The organism is Rhizobium sp. BK316 (genome assembly GCF_014193695.1).
Classification (GTDB): domain Bacteria; phylum Pseudomonadota; class Alphaproteobacteria; order Rhizobiales; family Rhizobiaceae; genus Rhizobium.
Window position 1 is genome coordinate 202,261 of record NZ_JACHZR010000001.1, and the last position, 17,638, is coordinate 219,898.

The following is a 17,638-nucleotide window of genomic DNA, read 5'->3' on the forward strand; positions in this document are numbered from 1 at the left end:
GTGTTGCATCGGGTGCCGGGTGTGTCGATCGGCGATCCGAGCCGATAAATCGGCACGAGAGACCAGCAGGAGTTTTCGTCGACCAGGCTCACGGTGTCCATTGGCCCACAACGGCAGGCTGTTTGTCGGTCCAGGACGGCGGCAATCCGATTTGCGAGGCCGCGAAGTCTTTCACGCCGGGTGACCGGCCGAACCGCTCGCAGGCCGCATATTTCGGTTTCCCGCCAAGGCTGGACTTGATCTTCTGTCCCGACGGGATCCTGGGCAGACCCTTGTACGGCGTCTTTCCGGTGACAAGCATTTTAGAGAAATCGCCGCCGAAGCTCGATGCCAGCGAGTAGGCGTCTCCGATCTGGGAGGCACGAGCGCCCGTGGTGATGGCGTTCGCACCCTTGGACCACACCATGGCGCCCACCTGCTTGCCGTCCCTCGTCGTCGCTTCGGCCTCAACCGCAAGGCCACCGAGGCCCATTGGAAGTCGTGGAACCGGAACGGGAGAGACGAGCGACGCCCCGAGCGAGGTCGCCGTCGACAGGCCGGCCACGGTGGCGTTGGTCGGGACAATGCGGGTGACGGTCGCGTGGATGACGATATCGGCGTTCTCCCTCTGGTCGACGACCTGGAAGCGATCGCTGACGCCAATGCAGAGGGCGCGGCTGATCACGTTGGCGACGAGCGCGGAGTCGGACGGCTTCTTGATGGAAGGTGCAGCGTTCGGCGAAATCTGTGTCGGCTCTATGTAGACCGTCTTGTTGACGACGAGGTCGCCTGGATCGACCTTGAATTTTGCCTTCGTGAATTTTCCGTTGTTCGACGTCAGACCGCTATAGGAGGTCAGCGTGTTTGCCTCTTCGAGAGGTACGGCGGCGCAACCCGCGACGGTCGACAGCAAAAGGCAGGAAAAGAGGGCCGAAGCGGCCGGACTGCATAGGGCGCGAGCGCGTGCCGGGCCGATACGGGAATTTGACATTTCGTTCTCCTGTGGTTCATGGGGAAGGGCGGGCGAGGTCATTGCGTCGGCTGAGGGGGAAGGACAGCTGCCAGATCGGTGAAGATCGGCTTGTCTTTCCAAAGACTGCCGTTCGCCATCCTCGCGTAGCCGAGGTTGAAGACGGCGCGCATGTAATTGGTGTTGAACGGGTCGGTCATCTTGTAGGGGAGTTGCGTGTCGATCGCGGCGACGCGGAAGCGAATGCCGTTTTTGTGGGCGTAGACATAGGTGGCAACCAGGGCGCTGCGCGTCTGGGATTTGATGAGGGCCGAACTTGCCCTCGCCATGACCGCCAGGGTGTTGTTCGTTGTCGTCGAAAACTCCGGCATGAGCGCGTTGTTGACGATGACGTACATGTTCAGCTTCAGGCCCGTTGACCACGCATTCTGCTGCGGACTGGCCATCCACCCTTCCGGGATCGTCAGGATCTGCGAGGACGAACCCCCGTCGGAGTGCATCTCCTCGAACTCCTGGCCGTTGGCCTTGACCTTGATGAGCACTGCCGGAAAAATGCCGGGAATGCTCGCCGAGGCGATGATGACATCCTGGAAAAGCTTCAGTGCATCGGGCCGGCCGCTGGCGGCGATGGCACCCATGTTCCAGATTACGGCTCTTTGGGAATCAAGATTCGAGGTCAGGATGAGCAGGCGGCGACCCTTGCGGTGCTCGGCTGCGATTTTCTCCAGGATTTCGTCGGTGAGATGCCGCTCGACCATGCGGCGCAGTGGCTGCTGTTTCAGGAGGCTTGCGCCCAGCAGGCCTTTCGGGAGGAAATCCGCGTCGACCAGTTCCTTGGCGATGCCGCTGGTATAAAGATTGATGAGCGTGTCGTCATAGGCAGGGCCGAGGAAGGCCAGGGGCGCAATCAGCGCACCCGTGCTGACGCCGCTGACGATATCGAATTGCGGCCGGTCACCCTTGTCCGACCAGGCCTTCAGCGCCCCGACGCTGAACGCGCCTCCAGCGCCTCCACCCGACAGCACCAGATAGTTGACGTCCTTGTGCCTCGGGACGCTCAGCCAGACACGTGCATCGGACACCTGCCCGGTCGTGTCGGCATAGGTCCGGATGTCGCCAAAGCCAGCGATACTGGCGTTTGCCGCGGCGGTCGGGCTGTAGGCAACCCGATCCGGCGCCATGCAGCCGGCCAGAAGGACCAGCACGAAGATGGCCATCAGTCGAATCAAGTTTGTCGCCCTGTGTTCAGCCACGGAGCAGGTTGCTAGTGAATCGCCACCGGCCGTGGAGCGTCGTCCCGCAGACATCCTTTCGGATCGCACCTGACGGCATTAATCCGGATTCCGGATTGCCTTGGATTACGTGTTGTTAAGAGTTGTTGCGCGACCGAATCCGACACAGGCGGATCGAGGGTGTCACGCTCCGTAGAGTGTCCGGCCGTCCGCTCCAAGGCCGCGGCGGACATGCGGAATCCTCGCCCGGTCCCTAGCAACAAATCTTGAACAAACGCCTTGCTTTTGCCGCGGGTTCGACATGCGTGCGCTCCCTGCAGCGCCTATCGATGAGGAGAACAAGTCAGCAGGAGACGATCATGCCCCATGTTGAGATGACAATCGCCGATGTGTTGAACGACCCGTTGATAGGACAATTGCTGCGCGCCGACGGCGTGTCTGTCGAAGAATTCGAAATTCTGCTTCAGAATGCAGCGCGTTCTCAGTCTGCTTCACGAAATCCCGGTCGCGTTCCGTGGGAGGGAAGGGCAGTCAGTCCTGCGCTATCGCAACCTCGGGGGTGAATATATAGCCGCCGAGCCGCACGGTCTTGATGAAGGTCGGGTCCTTATAGTCGGGCTCGATCTTTTGGCGCACGCGGCTGACATGCACATCGATGCTGCGCTCGACCGGGCCGGCGGAACCGGCGTGGGTGCGGGCAAGAATTTCCTGGCGATTCATAACCTGCCGCGGGTTCTGACAGAACACCAACAGCACGTCGAACTCCGCCGTCGTCAGTGACACGTGCACACCTTCACTGTCGGTCAATTCCCGTGTGACCGGGTCGATGCGCCAGCCTGCAAACGTCATTGCCTCCTGTACCGGCTTTACCTGCAGCGCGTATGACGACCGCCTCAGGAGCGCCTTTATCCTTGCAAGGAGTTCTCTCGAGTTGAATGGTTTGGTGACATAGTCGTCGGCCCCCAATTCCAGGCCGATGACCCTGTCGATTTCCTTCGTCAAGGCCGTCAGCATCAAAATCGGGACCGTGCTCGACGATCTGATCCGCCGGCAGATACTGAAGCCGTCCTCGCCAGGCAGCATGCCGTCGAGAACGATGACCTGGAATTCCTTCTTTTTCAGGACCCGATCCATTTCCATTGCCGATCCGACCGCTTCGGCGGCGTAGCCCGCCTCCTTCATCAGGTCGATCAACATGCTTGCAATATCGCGATCGTCCTCGACAATGAGGATGCGCGTTGGGGCGTGGGTGGAAGCGTTGATTGCGGTACTGTTCATTATCGGCGCCTGAATTCAAGAGAGCGTTCGCTTCGGATCACGTTTATCAGCAAAGTCGTATGCATCTGGTTTCCATGTTTTCACGGACATGCGGGGCGTTGCCGAAAGTGTCGTGGCTCGGCGATAGTCGAAGCGAAGCAAGACACAGCCTGTTGGCCGCCTGGGAGGTTGGCGCCGTTCACGCCTGAGCGCGACCGAGCCAATTCCGACTGCGACCCTAACATGACGTTGACTATCTCGGTAGCCGACCTTCCTCCACGTCCCCGCACGATCTGGTTCGGTAACGCTGCTAAAACTTGTAACCGACGAACATCATCATGGAAGGCTGGATATCTTTCTGGCTTACCGGGCTTTTCCTGGCGTCGCCGGTTAAAATCCCGAGTTCGGCCTGGCCGCGAATAAACCAGTGCTCGGACGCCATATAGGTGACGGAGGCGCTGAGGTCGACGCGCTTGAAGCCGGCCCCAGCGTCAAACTCGTCAAGGCCGGATCTTGCTGACTGCAGCGGAGTGACGCCAAAGTAGGATCTCATGTACTTGCCGTCAGCCCAGGTGGCCGAGGCGCCGGCGGAGAAGATGAACCGCCCGGCAAAATGCGAGTATTCCGCACCGAACTTGCCGGTGAGACCGTCGCTGCCGCCGATGATCTTGTCGATACCCGCGCTCAGTTCGATTGGTCCAAGCTCATAGGAGATGGCGGCTCCGACGACGCCGGCGTCGTCGATATCGCCAAGTCCCTCCAGATGACTGCTGTCATCTTCGTCTCGCCCGAACTCAATGCCACCTCTGGCGCTGACCTTGAAATTCTCCACCTTGTAGAGATCGACTGACACCCCGCCCGGGCCGAGGTGAACATAATCATTGAAGAACGTCGCCGAGATGAAAGGGACCGGCATGACCTTGAAGTCTTTCGATCCCTCGAATTTCGGGCCGTATATGGCTCCGGCACCGACGACGACGTCCCAATCGTGAAATTTGCCGCGCCAGCCGCTCGGGCGCTCGCCATCCGAACCCGGTGCCATCGGCTCACCGGCACTATAGGCATCGGCATCCGCGGCTTCAGCCATATTGCTCGTTGCCAGGGGCATAGCCAACGCCGACACTATGACCAAGCCGGTATTTCTAATCATAAAAGACAACGTTCGCTCCTGGGATGTTTGTTTGCCACGTCGCGCTGCGACCGCGCGGAAGGTGCGTGAAAACGGCTTTGGAATGAATTTTGTCTTGTTAAGAGATGTTTCGGCTGAAGCAGGGCTCGAAACGCTTCGCGTATCGGCGGTCCGCTCCCGCAGGTCGCCCGCCGTCCGGCAACAAATCGCAGCAGGCGTTAACATCACTTAAAACTGCTCCATCCTCCGAACCGCTACTTCCAGGCCGTCGTGCCGCCGGGGTTCCCCGATCGCGCCGAGAAAAATAGCCTGGAGAGATTCATGTTGTCGCATGTGAAGCCATTGCCGGAGGGCGAGGCGGTCGAAACGCCGGCGCCCTCGGGACCGTACCGAGTTGGCCCCCATCCATCGGTTTCGATCATCCTTCCCACCTTGAACGAGGCGGAAAACGTCGACCGCGTGATCGGCGAAATCGTCGCCAATCTTCGCAGCCACTTTGAATTTGAGATTATCGTGGCGGACGGCGGCTCGAGCGACGGAACATGCGAAAAGGTCGAGCGATGGGGATCACAGCATCCTGTTGTGCTTATGCGAAACGAAGGGGCCGGTGGTTTGGCTGAAGATGTCTTATCGGCATCGGCGCGGACCAAATATCCTGTTGTCGTCGTGATCGACGCTGACGGAAGCCATCCGGTTCCTTCGATCAAGGAACTGGTCGACCGCGTTGCGTCCGGTCGCTATGACATGGCCATCGGCAGCCGCTATGTGGACGGTGGTGTCACGGTCGGTTGGCCCTTGCATCGCCGCGTGCTTTCGCGCCTCGGCGCGGCCTTTGCCTCTCCCTTCACCGATGTCAAAGATCCGCTATCCGGCTTTTTCGCCATTCGCCGGTCCTTCCTCCTGGCTGCCGGCGCTCACACCAAGGGGTTCAAGATCGGACTGGCGGCGCTGTTTGCAGGCGGTCCTGGGTTCCGCGTTTGCGAGGTGCCAATATCGTTCTTCGAGCGGCAGTCGGGTAAATCGAAAATCGGAAGCAGCCAGTTGCTCGCCTATCTCGGACAGTTGCTGGAATATTCCCGAGGCACGACGTTCTCCGGCACGTTCAAGCGCTTCTTGCTGGTCGGCATGGCGGGCTTCATGCTGGACTTTCTGATCGTGTCCTTTGCACAGGCACTTGGCGCAAACATCATGGTTGCGCACATCTGGGGCTTCTGCGTCGCATCAGCCTGCAATTATATCGGACATGCCCGCTACTCCTTCAGCGACCGCCGGAAGGACAGGGGGCAATTGGCGCGTTTTGCGATCGTTTCGATCCTGGCGCTGACAATGCGCGGCGGTTTCATCTCGGCAGCATCGGAACTTGGTCTTCCGATGCCCGTGGTCCTGGCGGCGGGCATCATCGGCGGCGGCATCGTCAGCTACATCGGCAACGATCTTTATGCCTTTCGCGGCAACGACCTGCTCCCGATAATAAGTCGATGGAAGTTGGCGGCTATTGGTCTCGCCGCCTATGTCGCTGTTCTGCGGCTGCTCTACCAGGGGGCCATCGATCTCATGCCGCAGGAAGCTTACTACTGGACCTACGCTCAACATTTGGACTGGGGTTATCTCGATCATCCGCCAATGGTCGCCTGGTTGATATGGCTTGGAACGACAGTTTTCGGCGACACCGAGTTCGGTGTTCGGATCGGCGCGAGCCTGTGCTGGCTTGCAACCGCATATTTCATGTTCCGCTTCACAAGCGAAGTCTTTGGCCGCATGTCCGCCTTTCTGGCGCTGCTGTTGTTGGCAGTGCTTCCATTTTTCTTCGCCACTGGCACGCTGACGACCCCTGACGCTCCGTTGACCGCTGCATGGGCGGGAGCGCTGTATTTTTTACAGCAGGCAATTCTCGCAAATCGTCCAAAAGCCTGGCTCGGCGCAGGCATCTGCATCGGCCTCGGGATGTTGTCGAAATATACGATTGCTCTTCTTGGGCCGGCGACCCTCGTCTTCTTAATCCTTCATCCGCAGTCTCGGCGATGGCTTTCAACGAGCTGGCCATATCTCTGCGTCATTTCGGCGACGCTGTTATTCTCGCCCGTCATCGCCTGGAATGCCACTCACGACTGGGCGTCGTTCCAATTCCAGGGGAGCCGTCGGTGGCTATCGGACGATATTGTCTTTTCGACCCCCACCCTTCTGATGTTCATTGCAATGTTGCTGGGACCCGCCGGCCTGCTTCTGGCTGCTGCTGCAACGGGCTGGAGGGCGCGGCTTTCCGACAGAAGCAATTTGCGCGGCCAGGACGCATTCCTTGCCGTCTTCACCCTGGTGCCGCTTGCCGTCTTCACTTTCTTCAGCCTGTTTCATGCGGTCAAGCTGAACTGGACCGGGCCGGCCTGGCTGGCCCTGTTTCCGATCATGGCCAATATTACCGAAACCGCCCTGAAATCCGGCACAATGTCCCGCGTCGTGACAGCCGTGAAGGTGTCCACTATTGGCAGTATCCTGTTCTTTTCGCTCCTGCTCCACTATCTCGCGCTCGGCCTTCCGTTTGTCGGATATTCCAACGGCTTGCGGGGGATGCCGATTGCCTGGGAAGAGTTCGTCTCTGCTGCCGAAGAGATCAAGACAAAGGTTGCTGCCGAAACAGGGGCCGCGCCGCTCCTTGTCGGAATGGACAAGTACAATGTGGCCAGCGAACTTGGCTTTTACAGCAAGGGCCGAATGCTATTGGACGACATCACCAGTCGAAACCTCTTCGGGGACGCTGGCCTGATGTTCGAGCTCTGGCAATCCGGAAGCTCACCAGAGGGCAGGGTCGTGATCATGTACGGCCTGAAGGATGACAGCCTCTCTTCCGATGGCCTGGCCGCATGGTTCGAGAACATCGGTCCGGTGGAACGGCGCGTTGTTTATAAGGATCGGGCCGCCGCAGGTGAGTTTTTTTACAGGGTAGGCTACGGCTTCCGCAGGTCGGGCGATGGCCCGCCTAATGCCTTCGCTAAAGCAAGAGTCGCTTCCTCATCGACACCGGCAATCGCGCGAAGAGATCCGGAAGAGAAAGCGCCCACTCCTCGTCGCGAGATATGGCAACAAAAAGCATTCCTGGACACAAAACTTAATATAACGAAACCCACTTTTGAAAAGAAACCCATAGCTTAAGAAGGGAGGTTCAACCGAAAGGAAACGATTCATGTCCAGCGAAAGCGCCTTCCATCCAGTTCTTGTCTATATTCCGGATCACCGGGGCTTGTACCTTGCCAGCGAAGTTTTGCGCAGCGGCGGCTTCGACGTCAGAAGCGTCGGGAATATAACTGAACTGGAGCTTGCACTGGAACTTCTGGCTTGCTGCGTCGTCGTCACGGTCACATCGAAGATCGGAGAAGTTCGAGGGCTCGCCAATATTCCCGTCGTCAACATCCAGGCCTTCGTTTTGCCGAACCACGACGCGTCGGCAGGTGAACAGTCGGCCCTGTTCGACAGACAGGCTTTTCTCGAACGGGTCCGAGACAACAACAAGTATCCGTCAGGCGCATCCCGCTATGGCGCGCCGTTCGTCAACTAAGTGCCGCCGTCCTGCTGCGCAATCTGATCGAACGCTGCGGACGAGGCAGGATGCAAAAGGCATAGGTACAACTCTCGCCGACGTGCTCGATCGGTGCTCGAACAGCCGCACGGAAAATGGCGTTAACAAATAAAAACATCTTTCCAACTGACATCTCGGCGCAATTGCTACAGATAATTGCATTGGCTCAGTTGCCTGCCCACGGAACGACTCATCCGCGCATGGCGAGATGAAAAAGCCGGTCAGCCGACCGGTGGTTTGCTAAGCGGGTATGAGGACGTGTGATGAGGCTGGCGCGATTTTTCGCAGATTCCATTCAGAGGCAGGTTGCTTTGCTTGCTGTCGGTCCGGTGGCGCTTTTTGCCATCCTGGGCATCATCAGCGAGCATCTAACGATCAAGGAACCAGAAAGCGTGTCGCAAGCGCGTGCCGTCGCCATGCGAATCGAGTTCGTGGTGGACATGACGCGGTCGGCACAGACGCCAGAACAGAAGGCGACAATCCTTGCTGCTGCAGCGAGGGCCGGGCTTCAGGCTGAAGAAGTATCGGCAACGGGATTACGCGGTGCTGAACCGCCGGACGACATAGGAAGCTTTCGCTCGGAGATCGAGAACAATCTCTCGCCGGCCATCGACGTCAAACTTCGCCCGCAATCAGCCACGAGCAACCTGGAGCAGGAGTTGATCGTGGGGATCGATCGCGACTATGCGCTTTCCTTCGCGCTCCCATCCGCGGTGCCCGACTCGCGCATCACCGATCGGGAGATCAGCGATCTGCTCGCAACGATGGCAATGTTCGTACCCGTCATTCTGTTGTCGCTTTACGGAGGCCGGATGATCGCATTGCCCCTCCAACGGTTTTCGCAGGCGGCCCGAGACCTTGATCCAGACAAAGGCCCGGAGCGTCCCTTCGACGAGATCGGCCCTCCGGAAGTCCGCACGCTCGCAAAGTCGTTAAACGACATGCGCAGCCGCGTCCGCGCAATGATCGAAGCGCGCACGCGCATGCTGCGGGCGATCAGTCACGACCTCAGGACGCCGCTCACGCGCCTGCGTCTCAGGGCGGAGCGCTCGGGTGAGCCCCCGCTGCGGGCAGCCTTGCTGGCCGATATCGACGCCCTGACGCTCATGGTCGAGGAGACCCTAGTCTATCTCAGGAAAGACATATCGAAGGAAAATCAGCTCCGAGCGGACCTGCCGAGCCTTATTGTCACGGCTTGCAACGATTTTGCGGACATGGGGCACTCGGTGACATATCGCGGACCCGATCGTTTTGCATATCCCTGCAAACCCCATGCCCTGAAGCGCGCCGTTGCAAATCTCATCGACAACGGAACGAAGTTTGCTCGACATGTGAATGTGGAGCTTCACGTTAAACCTGATCGAGCCGTCAGCATCAGCGTCACGGACGATGGGCCGGGAATTCCTCCTGAATTCCGAGCCGACGTATTGGAGCCCTTCTACAAGCTTGATAGTGCGCGCAACGATGGCGGGTTCGGTTTGGGATTGTCGATCGTTCAAGACATTGTTCAAAGCCATTTCGGGACACTTACGCTCGAGAATGCCGCGCCGCATGGCTTGATCGTCGAGATTAAGCTGCCTTCTCCGGATTTGATCAACGCTGCTTCTTAATTGAGGGGCGCGCCCAACGAGGTTCAAATTTAACGCTTGCTAACTTCTCACGCACGCGACCCGAAACAACTCTAAACAATACTTCACATACTTTCATTCTCATCGGCCGTACTTTTCCTGTGTCATTGGGAACATGGTCATGAGCGGCAAAAACTTGAACTTCGAGGACACCCGGCATCCGCTGCTTTTCAAAGGCGACGATGCTGCGGCTGATCGCACGGGTGTTTCGACGAAACTACGAATATTGCATGTGCTTTTCGCTTCGGAAATCGCAGGGTCGGAAAGATATTGCATCGATCTCGCCAATGGGCAGGCCGCTCTCGGGCACGAAGTTCACCTCGCGGCACGCGGCCCCGACATGGCTGCGCTCGTCTCCGATCGGGTCATTTTCCATCGCTTGAAAACGCCGTTCTTGCGCCGTCTGCGGCTGCGGCGTCTTATAGCGAGCTCGAAAATCGAAGTCGCTCATGCACATCTCAGTTCAGGGTGCAAAGCGCTTGCGACGGTTTCGGATACAGTAACCAGGGTTGCGACCCTGCATGTCGGGTTCAAGGCCAAACAGCATGCGCATCTCGACGGCGTAATCTGCGTCAACCGAGCCCAGACGTCGCGCCTCGGCGTCTATGCCGGGCGGTCGGCCGTCATTTCGAACTGGCTACCGGAGCGCGGCGCGGACCGCCCTCTCGACCTGCGGCGTCAGTTGAACCTGCCACCTGTGACCAGGCTCGTTGGAGCCGTCGGACGTCTTCATCCCAGCAAGGGAAATGACATTCTGATATCGGCCTTTCTGCAGACGGCACCCAAAGACGCGGCTCTTGTCATCGTCGGCAAGGGGCCGCAACATGCTGCCCTGCAGAAACTCGCAAGAGGCGATAAAAGGATTCACCTTCTCGGATATTCTGACAATGTCGCAGGTTTTTTGCGCAATCTGGATCTCTTCGTTTCCCCATCCCGTGAGGAATCGGCAGGGCTTGCCATCCTCGAAGCCATGAACGAGGGGCTGCCCATCATCACCACGGCGACGGAGGGGCCGGCAGAATATCTGCGCGAGCATCCGGTGAGATTCGTCGATCCGGGTTCCGTCCAGAGCCTGTCCGAGGCCTTGGCTGACTGGTTTCGGGCCGACGACGTGACCGCTTCGGTGCGCGTGACCTACGACATGCGTCCCTTCTCTCGATTGGCGGGCGTTGGCAACGTTCTGCATTTCTATTCCGAGGTCGCACAGGAAGCACTGCGCACGCCGCCAGCAATATCGATCCTCCGCGGTTGATCCATGCGTCTGAAGCCAAGAGTGATTTCTGGCAGGTCGGCATCGTGCCGGCGCCGGCCGAGGCGCTTTCTCGCCGATCCCTTCGCCGTGAGAAAGGGCGATGCCCTGCATGTCTTCCGTCGAGGCCTATGACTACCGCACCAAGCATGGCTTCATCGAGCGCCATGAATTCGGGTCGGCCCTCGATGCGATGCCGGCAGGTGAGAACTGCCAATGATCGCTAGGGCTCCAGCTTCGATCGCCCCCGTGTCAGATCGGCGATCAAACGAGAAATTGTCTCCAGGTCATCCTCTGGAATCTGCAGGTTCATTTCGGCACTGATCCCGTCGAAGTGCTGTGCGACGATACGCATACCTTCAAAGGAAGAGAGGCGAGCCTTCACCATCGACAGATCGGAGACCCGCAGATTGAGTTTTCGTTCGACCATCGTGACGATGGGCGCAAGGGTGGCTGTTTTCAGACAGGCTCCGGCAGTTCCGCCATAGGCCCGAACGAGCCCGCCTGTGCCAAGCAGAACGCCTCCGAACCAACGGGTAACGATGACGACAATATTGTCGAGCGATCGGCCGTCGATGGTAGCCAGTATCGGTTTGCCCGCTGTGCCGGTGGGCTCACCGTCATCGCTAAAGCGATAGCCCTGCCCGATACGCCATGCCCAGCAATTGTGGTTTGCCGTCGCCGAGGAATTCTCCGCGATGACCTTTGTCGCCTCGGCTTCATCGACGACAGGAAAAGCGGACGCGATAAATCTGCTTTTCTTGATCGTCGCCTCGAGCGTGACTGGCTCAACGAGACAAAACATGAATAACCGGAATTATCGTAGTTGATAGTCTCATCCCAGCGCTCCGACCGGCTGAACCGTGCGGTGGACGCAGGCTTCCTATTTCCATTCCCAGAGCCTCGTCGAATGGTGCGGCCGCGTCGTGACGACGGCAGCTGGTTCTTTCGTCATCGCAAGGTAACGGCTGGCGTCCTCCGTTCCATTGACCCCGATGAAGATCATCTTCATCGAGCTTTTGAATGGTGCGCCCTTGGCTCTGTGCTCGAAGCTGATGGCGGCGTGCGGATATTCCGCGTTGAGGCTGATCATGGGATCGCCTGTCAATGCAATATGGTCTTGCATCGTCAGGAAGGCCGAGACCCGCTGATAGGCAGTTGCCGGCGAAATCTGCGCGTTGCCTTTGGGCGTTCGGGCGTAGGCGATCGTATCCGTTTGCCCTCTTTGCCGTTTCGTCTGATAAACGAGAAGGGCCTCGCCCATCGCGAGTTCGACATGCAGGTCGAACGTTTGATATCGATCAGACCGCTCAAAGAGGTCGTCCAAGGTCGCCTTCAGATCTTGAACATAATCGGCATAGAGAGAGGCTGTCATAACGGATCCACAATGAGGGCATGAGCCCTAAAATTCTTGCCAACGGTGGGCAGTCTCGCGGCTTACACCCGACAAGACTACCTTCCAGCCGTCAACGATATCTCTGGTCTCTGCCACAACGGCCAAGGACAATGCAATCTTCGATATCGGAGCAAGAGGTTGGCGCACCGGCGTAATGGCCGTGGGCGGTCAGCCCGACTGCATTAGGATGACGACCTGCCTAAACGCGTCGGAATGGTCGCCAGCCTCATCGTGCAGATGGATTATGCGACCTTCTGCCTACGGCTCTTGACAGCTCATCTCTTCTCATGGAGTGTAAGTAAAGCGTTTTACTAAAGCGGTTTACAAGCTCGATGGCGCAGGAACGAACCTCAGGGTTGAAGGATGTTGCGAGAGCCGCCGGCGTCTCGGTGACGACGGTCTCTCGCATGCTGAACGGTTCGCTGGATCTTCCGGCCCTGACCAAGCAGCGCATCGAGAATGCAATCGCCTCCCTCAAATATCAGCCGAACCCGCACGCGCGGCGACTGAGCCGTGGTCGCTCCGACACGATCGGCCTCGTCGTCCCCGATATCGCCAACCCGTTCTTTGCGACCATGGTGGCGGCTGTGGAGGAGGAGGCGAACGACCGCGGGCTTGCCGTTTCGCTCTATGCGACGCTCAACCGCACCGGTCGCGAGGTCGCCTATCTTAGGCTGATTGAGCATAATCACGTCGACGGCCTGGTGTTCGTCACCAACCATCCCGATAACGGAGATCTGGCGGCGCTTATCAACCGGACCGGCAAAGTCATCGTCGTCGACGAAGACGTTCCGCTTGCAGCCGTTCCCAAGCTCTTCTGCGACAATTTTCAGGGTGGTCATCTGGCGGGCCGTCATCTGGCTGAGTTTGGCCATCGCCACGTGCTCTATGTCGGCGGCCCCGATGCGATGATCAGCACGCAGCGGCGTTTCAACGGCTTGCGTGAAGGGCTACGCGAGCGTTTTGGCGACGATATATCGATAAGACGTTACAGCGGCGAATATACCGTGGGCTGCGGGCGCGACATGGCGCGCCGGTTTCTCGACGAAGGCATGCCGGCGACAGCCATCTTTGCCAGTTCCGATGAAATCGCGATCGGCATGATCGAAGTTCTGCGGGAGAGAGGGATTGCAATCCCTGAGGACCTCTCGATCATCGGCTTTGACGACGTCAGCCCGCTGCACCTCTTTGCGCCCCCTTTGACCGCGATCCGGCAGCCGGTGCGCACCATCGGCCGTCGTGCCCTATCCCTTCTTCTCGAGACAAACTGGCAGGAGAGAAAATCGCTCGCCACCGAGGAACTCGTGCCAGTCGAAATCGTCGTGCGGAACTCCGTTGCGCCGCCGTCGACCCATAATAAGCAACGAGAACAGAACCAGAGGATGAGAACATGAAACAGATCAGACGTCGGGCGTTTACCGCCGCTCTTGCCTTTACCGCGCTCGCCGGTGCCACACTCGGAGCCTCGCTTGCCCAGGCGGCCGGCAAGACCTATGCGCTTGTGCAGATCAATCAGCAGGCGCTTTTCTTCAATCAGATCAACGAAGGTGCCCAGAAGGCGGCCGATGCATCCGGCGACAAGCTTGTCATCTTCAACGCCAATAATGACGCTTCCGCCCAGAACAGCGCCATCGAAAATTACATCCAGCAGAAGGTCGATGGCCTGATCGTCGTGGCGATCGACGTCAACGGCATCATGCCGGCCGTCAAGCAGGCCTCGGATGCCGGCATCCCGGTCGTTGCCATCGACGCGGTCCTGCCGGAAGGCCCTCAGAAGTCGCAGATCGGCGTCGACAACGGCAAGGCCGGCGCCGACATGGGCGCCTATTTCCTCGACTATGTGAAGAAGAACATGGGCGGCAAGGCCAAGGTCGGCATTGTCGGCGCGTTGAACTCCTACATTCAGAACCTTCGCCAGAAAGGCTTCGAGGATGCCATCAAGAGCGATGGCATCGAGACGTCAGGGGTCGTCGATGGCCAGAATATCCAGGACAATGCGCTTGCCGCTGCCGAGAACCTGATCACCGGCAATCCGGACATGACGGCGATCTACGCAACGGGCGAGCCGGCTCTCCTTGGCGCGATCGCCGCTGTCCAGAGCCAGGGCAAGCAGGACAGCATCAAGGTCTTTGGCTGGGATCTGACCGCGCAGGCGATCTCCGGCCTTGACGACGGCTATGTCGTTGCCGTCGTCCAGCAGGATCCTGCCGGCGAAGGCAAGGCTGCGGTCGAGGCTCTCGCCAAGCTGACTGCAGGTCAGAGTGTCGAAAAGAGCATCTCCGTTCCGATCACCATCGTGACGAAGGAAAATGTCGAGCCGTACCGGGCCGTCTTCAAATGATGAGTGACAACCGGCCTGTTTATGCCGGAGCCGGGGAGGCGCAAGCCTCCCCGCATTCCTCCGGCTCGTCCGCGCGAACGCCTGCCGTGTCGTTGCGCGGTATCCGCAAGACCTTCGGTTCGCACCAGGCGCTGCGCGGCGTCGACCTGGACCTCTTTCCCGGCGAATGCCTCGGCCTCGTCGGCGACAATGCTGCCGGCAAGTCGACACTGACCAAAATCATCTCCGGAACCTACCTGCCGGATGAGGGAACGATTTCGCTCAACGGCGAAGAGGTTCGCCTTTCCGGGCCTGCAGATGCTCGCGACCGCCATATCGAAATGGTCTTCCAGGATCTGAGCCTTTGCGACCACATCGATGTCGTCGGCAATCTGTTTCTCGGGCGTGAGCTGACCAAAGGTCCGTTTCTCGATCGTCAGAGAATGATGAGGGAGGCACGCCGGATGCTGGACGCGCTTGAAATCCGCATTCCGCGCCTCTCTGCCAAGGTGGAGAAGCTGTCGGGTGGGCAACGGCAGGCGATTGCGATCGCCCGAGCGGCATCATTCAACCCCAAGGTCCTGATCATGGACGAGCCGACCTCGGCCCTTGCGGTCGCCGAAGTCGAAGCCGTGCTCGCTCTGATCAACAGGGTCAAGGCAAAGGGTGTGTCCGTCGTCCTCATCACCCACCGCCTTCAGGACCTGTTCCGGGTCTGCGACCGGATCGCGGTGATGTACGAGGGCACGAAGGTCGCCGAGCGCGATATCGCCAAGACCAATCTCGAGGATCTCGTCAAGCTCATCGTCGGGGGAGAAAGACATTGACCGTCTACACCGAACGCGCCAAGGGCTCGCCGATGGCCGACTTCCTGAGCGAAAACGCCCAGGTCCTGTCGATCGCCTTCTTTTTCCTGGCATGCCTCGTCTTCTTTTCGCTGACGACCACCACCTTCATGACGATGGGCAACATCCTGAACATCGTGCGTCAGGCCGCGCCCATCCTCGCCGTTGCGGTCGCCATGACGCTCGTCATCGTCACCGGCGGCATCGATCTGTCGGTCGGCTCGATGCTGGCTTTGATCAATGCCGTCGCGGCAATTGCGCTCGCCACCGGCATTCCCTGGCCGGTCGTCTGCCTCGGCATGCTCGCTCTCGGCGGCATCGTCGGCCTTCTGCAGGGCTGGTTCATCGCCTACCAGAATATTCCCGCCTTCATCGTTACTCTTGCAGGGCTTTCCATCCTGCGCGGCGTGGCGCTTTACCTGACACAGGGTTATTCCATCCCGATCAACAACGAGCCCGGCTTCTTCTATCTGGGACGCGGCGAACTCGCCGGTTTTCCCGTCCCGGCGCTCATCGCAATCCTGGTCGCGATCGTCGGATATGTCGTCATGGCGGTTACAAAATACGGACGGCAGATCGTGGCGGTCGGATCCAACATGGAGGCCGCGCGCCGGGTCGGCATGCCTGCCAAATGGATCGTCGCCTCGGTCTATCTCGTCTCCGGGGTCGCCTCGGCATTGGCGGGCCTGTTGATCGCGGCCCGTCTCGGCTCCGGCTCCTCGAATGCGGCCGTCGGCTTCGAACTGCAGGTCATCGCGGCCGTCGTGCTCGGCGGCACCTCGCTGATGGGCGGGCGCGGCACCATGATCGGGACCGTCCTCGGCACGATGACCATTGCCGTCATCGGCAACGGCCTGATCCTAATGCATATCTCGCCTTTCTTCACCCAGATCGTCACCGGAGCGATCATCCTGGTTGCCATCTGGCTGAATACCCGCATCTTCACTGCCAACTTCCGCTTGGCAGGCAGGAGGAAGAGCTGATGGCGACAAACGAGCTTTCGCCGGGTCACGTGCGGTCCGGCAATGTGATGGCGGTCCAGGGGCCTGTACCGGTGTCGGACATCGGCGTCACGCTGATGCACGAGCATATCCTCAATGATTGCCGTTGCTGGTGGCATGCCCCGAAAGAACCCGAACGGCAATATCTTGCTGAAGGTTTCGTCTGCATGGAAATCCTCGGTGAGCTCCGGCAGGATCCTTTCGTCAACAAGCACAACATCACGCTCGACGACGAGACGCTTGCGATGACAGAGCTTCAGGATTTTGCCGGTCTCGGCGGCCAGACGGTCGTCGAGCCGACATGCCAGGGCATTGGCCGCGATCCGCTGGCCTTGCGGCGGATCTCCAAGGCGACGGGACTGAACATTATCATGGGGGCCGGCTTCTATCTCGGCTCCTCGCACCCGGAAAAGGTTGCAGGCATGTCGGTCGGGCAGATCGCCGACGAGATCGTGTCTGAGGCGATCATCGGCGCTGACGGCACCGATGTCAGGATCGGTCTGATCGGCGAGATCGGGGTGTCGTCGGATTTCACCGCCGAGGAAGAAAAATCGCTGCGGGGTGCCGCCCAGGCACAGGTGCGCACCGGTCTGCCCTTGATGGTTCACCTTCCCGGCTGGTTCCGCCTGGGGCACAGGGTTCTGGATGTCGTTGCCTCCGAAGGCGGCGATCTCAGGCACACGGTGCTCTGCCACATGAACCCGTCACATGACGATCTCAACTATCAGTCGGAACTCGCCGCCCGCGGCGCATTTCTCGAATATGACATGATCGGCATGGATTTCTTCTATGCGGACCAGCAGGTGCAATGCCCAAGCGACGAGGAGGCGGCGCGGGCACTCGTCAAGCTCGTCGAGATGGGGCACACCGACCGTCTTCTCCTGTCCCACGACGTCTTCTTGAAGATGATGCTCAAGCATTATGGGGGCAATGGCTACGCCTATATCCTGCGTCACTTCCTGCCGCGCCTGAAGCGCCACGGTCTCGATGACGCAACGCTTGACATTTTCATGCGCGCCAACCCGCGATCGGTCTTTCAGGCAACTGCCTGAGTGCAAACA

At 59.2% G+C, this 17,638-nt stretch carries 15 protein-coding genes; 9 read left to right on the forward strand and 6 right to left on the reverse strand.

The features are described from left to right. Nucleotides 1–88: 88 nt before the first annotated feature. The 4 genes from FHT87_RS00825 to FHT87_RS00840 all read right to left on the reverse strand — a co-directional run bounded on the left by FHT87_RS00825 (nucleotide 89) and on the right by FHT87_RS00840 (nucleotide 4,792). The gene (locus FHT87_RS00825) at nucleotides 89–970 is read right to left on the reverse strand and encodes a DUF3313 domain-containing protein (RefSeq protein WP_183798702.1); all 882 of its coding nucleotides are present in this window, start codon (nucleotides 968–970) and stop codon (nucleotides 89–91) included. Nucleotides 971–1,008: 38 nt separating this feature from the next. Continuing rightward, a complete protein-coding gene (locus FHT87_RS00830) occupies nucleotides 1,009–2,178 on the reverse strand; it encodes a patatin-like phospholipase family protein (protein ID WP_348649342.1) in 1,170 nt (389 codons plus the stop codon). Nucleotides 2,179–2,712: 534 nt separating this feature from the next. Then, on the reverse strand, nucleotides 2,713–3,459 hold the full coding sequence (locus FHT87_RS00835; protein WP_183798704.1) for a response regulator transcription factor: 747 nt from the start codon (nucleotides 3,457–3,459) through the stop codon (nucleotides 2,713–2,715). 289 nt (nucleotides 3,460–3,748) lie between these two features. Next, entirely contained in the window at nucleotides 3,749–4,792 is a 1,044-nt protein-coding gene (locus FHT87_RS00840) for a MipA/OmpV family protein (RefSeq protein ID WP_246699545.1), read from the reverse strand. Nucleotides 4,793–4,888: 96 nt separating this feature from the next. Here FHT87_RS00840 and FHT87_RS00845 point away from each other — a divergent pair, with 96 nt between their 5' ends. The 4 genes from FHT87_RS00845 to FHT87_RS00860 all read left to right on the forward strand — a co-directional run bounded on the left by FHT87_RS00845 (nucleotide 4,889) and on the right by FHT87_RS00860 (nucleotide 11,018). Next, nucleotides 4,889–7,714 carry a glycosyltransferase family 39 protein gene (locus tag FHT87_RS00845; RefSeq protein WP_183798707.1) on the forward strand — a complete coding sequence of 942 codons (2,826 nt, stop codon included), beginning with the start codon at nucleotides 4,889–4,891 and terminating at the stop codon, nucleotides 7,712–7,714. 31 nt (nucleotides 7,715–7,745) lie between these two features. Further along, nucleotides 7,746–8,117 (forward strand): hypothetical protein, encoded by a 372-nt coding sequence (locus FHT87_RS00850; RefSeq protein WP_183733822.1) that lies wholly within the window; start codon nucleotides 7,746–7,748, stop codon nucleotides 8,115–8,117. Between the two features lie 350 nt (nucleotides 8,118–8,467). Then, nucleotides 8,468–9,748, forward strand: a complete 1,281-nt coding sequence (locus tag FHT87_RS31480) for an ATP-binding protein (protein WP_183798711.1) — start codon at nucleotides 8,468–8,470, stop codon at nucleotides 9,746–9,748. A gap of 139 nt (nucleotides 9,749–9,887) precedes the next feature. Continuing rightward, a complete protein-coding gene (locus tag FHT87_RS00860; RefSeq protein ID WP_183798714.1) occupies nucleotides 9,888–11,018 on the forward strand; it encodes a glycosyltransferase in 1,131 nt (376 codons plus the stop codon). Nucleotides 11,019–11,238: 220 nt separating this feature from the next. Here the strand turns inward: FHT87_RS00860 and FHT87_RS00865 are convergent, their stop codons facing one another. Both FHT87_RS00865 and FHT87_RS00870 read right to left on the reverse strand, forming a co-directional pair. Beyond that, nucleotides 11,239–11,820 (reverse strand): YigZ family protein, encoded by a 582-nt coding sequence (locus tag FHT87_RS00865; protein WP_183733814.1) that lies wholly within the window; start codon nucleotides 11,818–11,820, stop codon nucleotides 11,239–11,241. Between the two features lie 78 nt (nucleotides 11,821–11,898). Then, a complete protein-coding gene (locus FHT87_RS00870) occupies nucleotides 11,899–12,390 on the reverse strand; it encodes a hypothetical protein (RefSeq protein ID WP_183733811.1) in 492 nt (163 codons plus the stop codon). A 353-nt stretch (nucleotides 12,391–12,743) separates the two neighbouring features. Between FHT87_RS00870 and FHT87_RS00875 the strand changes: the two genes are divergently transcribed. From FHT87_RS00875 to FHT87_RS00895, 5 genes are read left to right on the forward strand one after another with little or no spacing between them, the layout of a single operon-like run. Further along, a complete protein-coding gene (locus FHT87_RS00875) occupies nucleotides 12,744–13,805 on the forward strand; it encodes a LacI family DNA-binding transcriptional regulator (RefSeq protein WP_183798717.1) in 1,062 nt (353 codons plus the stop codon). Further along, entirely contained in the window at nucleotides 13,802–14,752 is a 951-nt protein-coding gene (locus tag FHT87_RS00880) for a substrate-binding domain-containing protein (RefSeq protein WP_183733805.1), read from the forward strand. Before FHT87_RS00875 ends, FHT87_RS00880 begins: the two co-directional genes overlap by 4 nt. Further along, complete coding sequence (locus FHT87_RS00885) at nucleotides 14,752–15,558, forward strand: ATP-binding cassette domain-containing protein (RefSeq protein WP_246699582.1); 807 nt, start codon at nucleotides 14,752–14,754, stop codon at nucleotides 15,556–15,558. Before FHT87_RS00880 ends, FHT87_RS00885 begins: the two co-directional genes overlap by 1 nt. Beyond that, entirely contained in the window at nucleotides 15,555–16,559 is a 1,005-nt protein-coding gene (locus FHT87_RS00890; RefSeq protein ID WP_183733799.1) for an ABC transporter permease, read from the forward strand. Before FHT87_RS00885 ends, FHT87_RS00890 begins: the two co-directional genes overlap by 4 nt. Beyond that, nucleotides 16,559–17,629, forward strand: coding sequence for a phosphotriesterase (locus FHT87_RS00895; RefSeq protein ID WP_183798722.1), 1,071 nt, complete (start codon nucleotides 16,559–16,561; stop codon nucleotides 17,627–17,629). The genes FHT87_RS00890 and FHT87_RS00895 overlap by 1 nt, the downstream gene beginning before the upstream one ends. Nucleotides 17,630–17,638 lie beyond the last annotated feature (9 nt).

Bases quoted from the DNA above. Each gene is read 5' to 3' on its own strand.
- FHT87_RS00840 (WP_246699545.1), bottom strand. From the start codon at position 4,792: ATGTTAACGCCTGCTGCGATTTGTTGCCGGACGGCGGGCGACCTGCGG.
- FHT87_RS00875 (WP_183798717.1), top strand. From the start codon at position 12,744: ATGGCGCAGGAACGAACCTCAGGGTTGAAGGATGTTGCGAGAGCCGCC.
- FHT87_RS00825 (WP_183798702.1), bottom strand. From the start codon at position 970: ATGTCAAATTCCCGTATCGGCCCGGCACGCGCTCGCGCCCTATGCAGT.
- FHT87_RS00850 (WP_183733822.1), top strand. From the start codon at position 7,746: ATGTCCAGCGAAAGCGCCTTCCATCCAGTTCTTGTCTATATTCCGGAT.
- FHT87_RS00835 (WP_183798704.1), bottom strand. From the start codon at position 3,459: ATGAACAGTACCGCAATCAACGCTTCCACCCACGCCCCAACGCGCATC.
- FHT87_RS00860 (WP_183798714.1), top strand. From the start codon at position 9,888: ATGAGCGGCAAAAACTTGAACTTCGAGGACACCCGGCATCCGCTGCTT.
- FHT87_RS00870 (WP_183733811.1), bottom strand. From the start codon at position 12,390: ATGACAGCCTCTCTCTATGCCGATTATGTTCAAGATCTGAAGGCGACC.
- FHT87_RS00865 (WP_183733814.1), bottom strand. From the start codon at position 11,820: ATGTTTTGTCTCGTTGAGCCAGTCACGCTCGAGGCGACGATCAAGAAA.
- FHT87_RS00845 (WP_183798707.1), top strand. From the start codon at position 4,889: ATGTTGTCGCATGTGAAGCCATTGCCGGAGGGCGAGGCGGTCGAAACG.
- FHT87_RS00880 (WP_183733805.1), top strand. From the start codon at position 13,802: ATGAAACAGATCAGACGTCGGGCGTTTACCGCCGCTCTTGCCTTTACC.
- FHT87_RS00885 (WP_246699582.1), top strand. From the start codon at position 14,752: ATGAGTGACAACCGGCCTGTTTATGCCGGAGCCGGGGAGGCGCAAGCC.
- FHT87_RS00895 (WP_183798722.1), top strand. From the start codon at position 16,559: ATGGCGACAAACGAGCTTTCGCCGGGTCACGTGCGGTCCGGCAATGTG.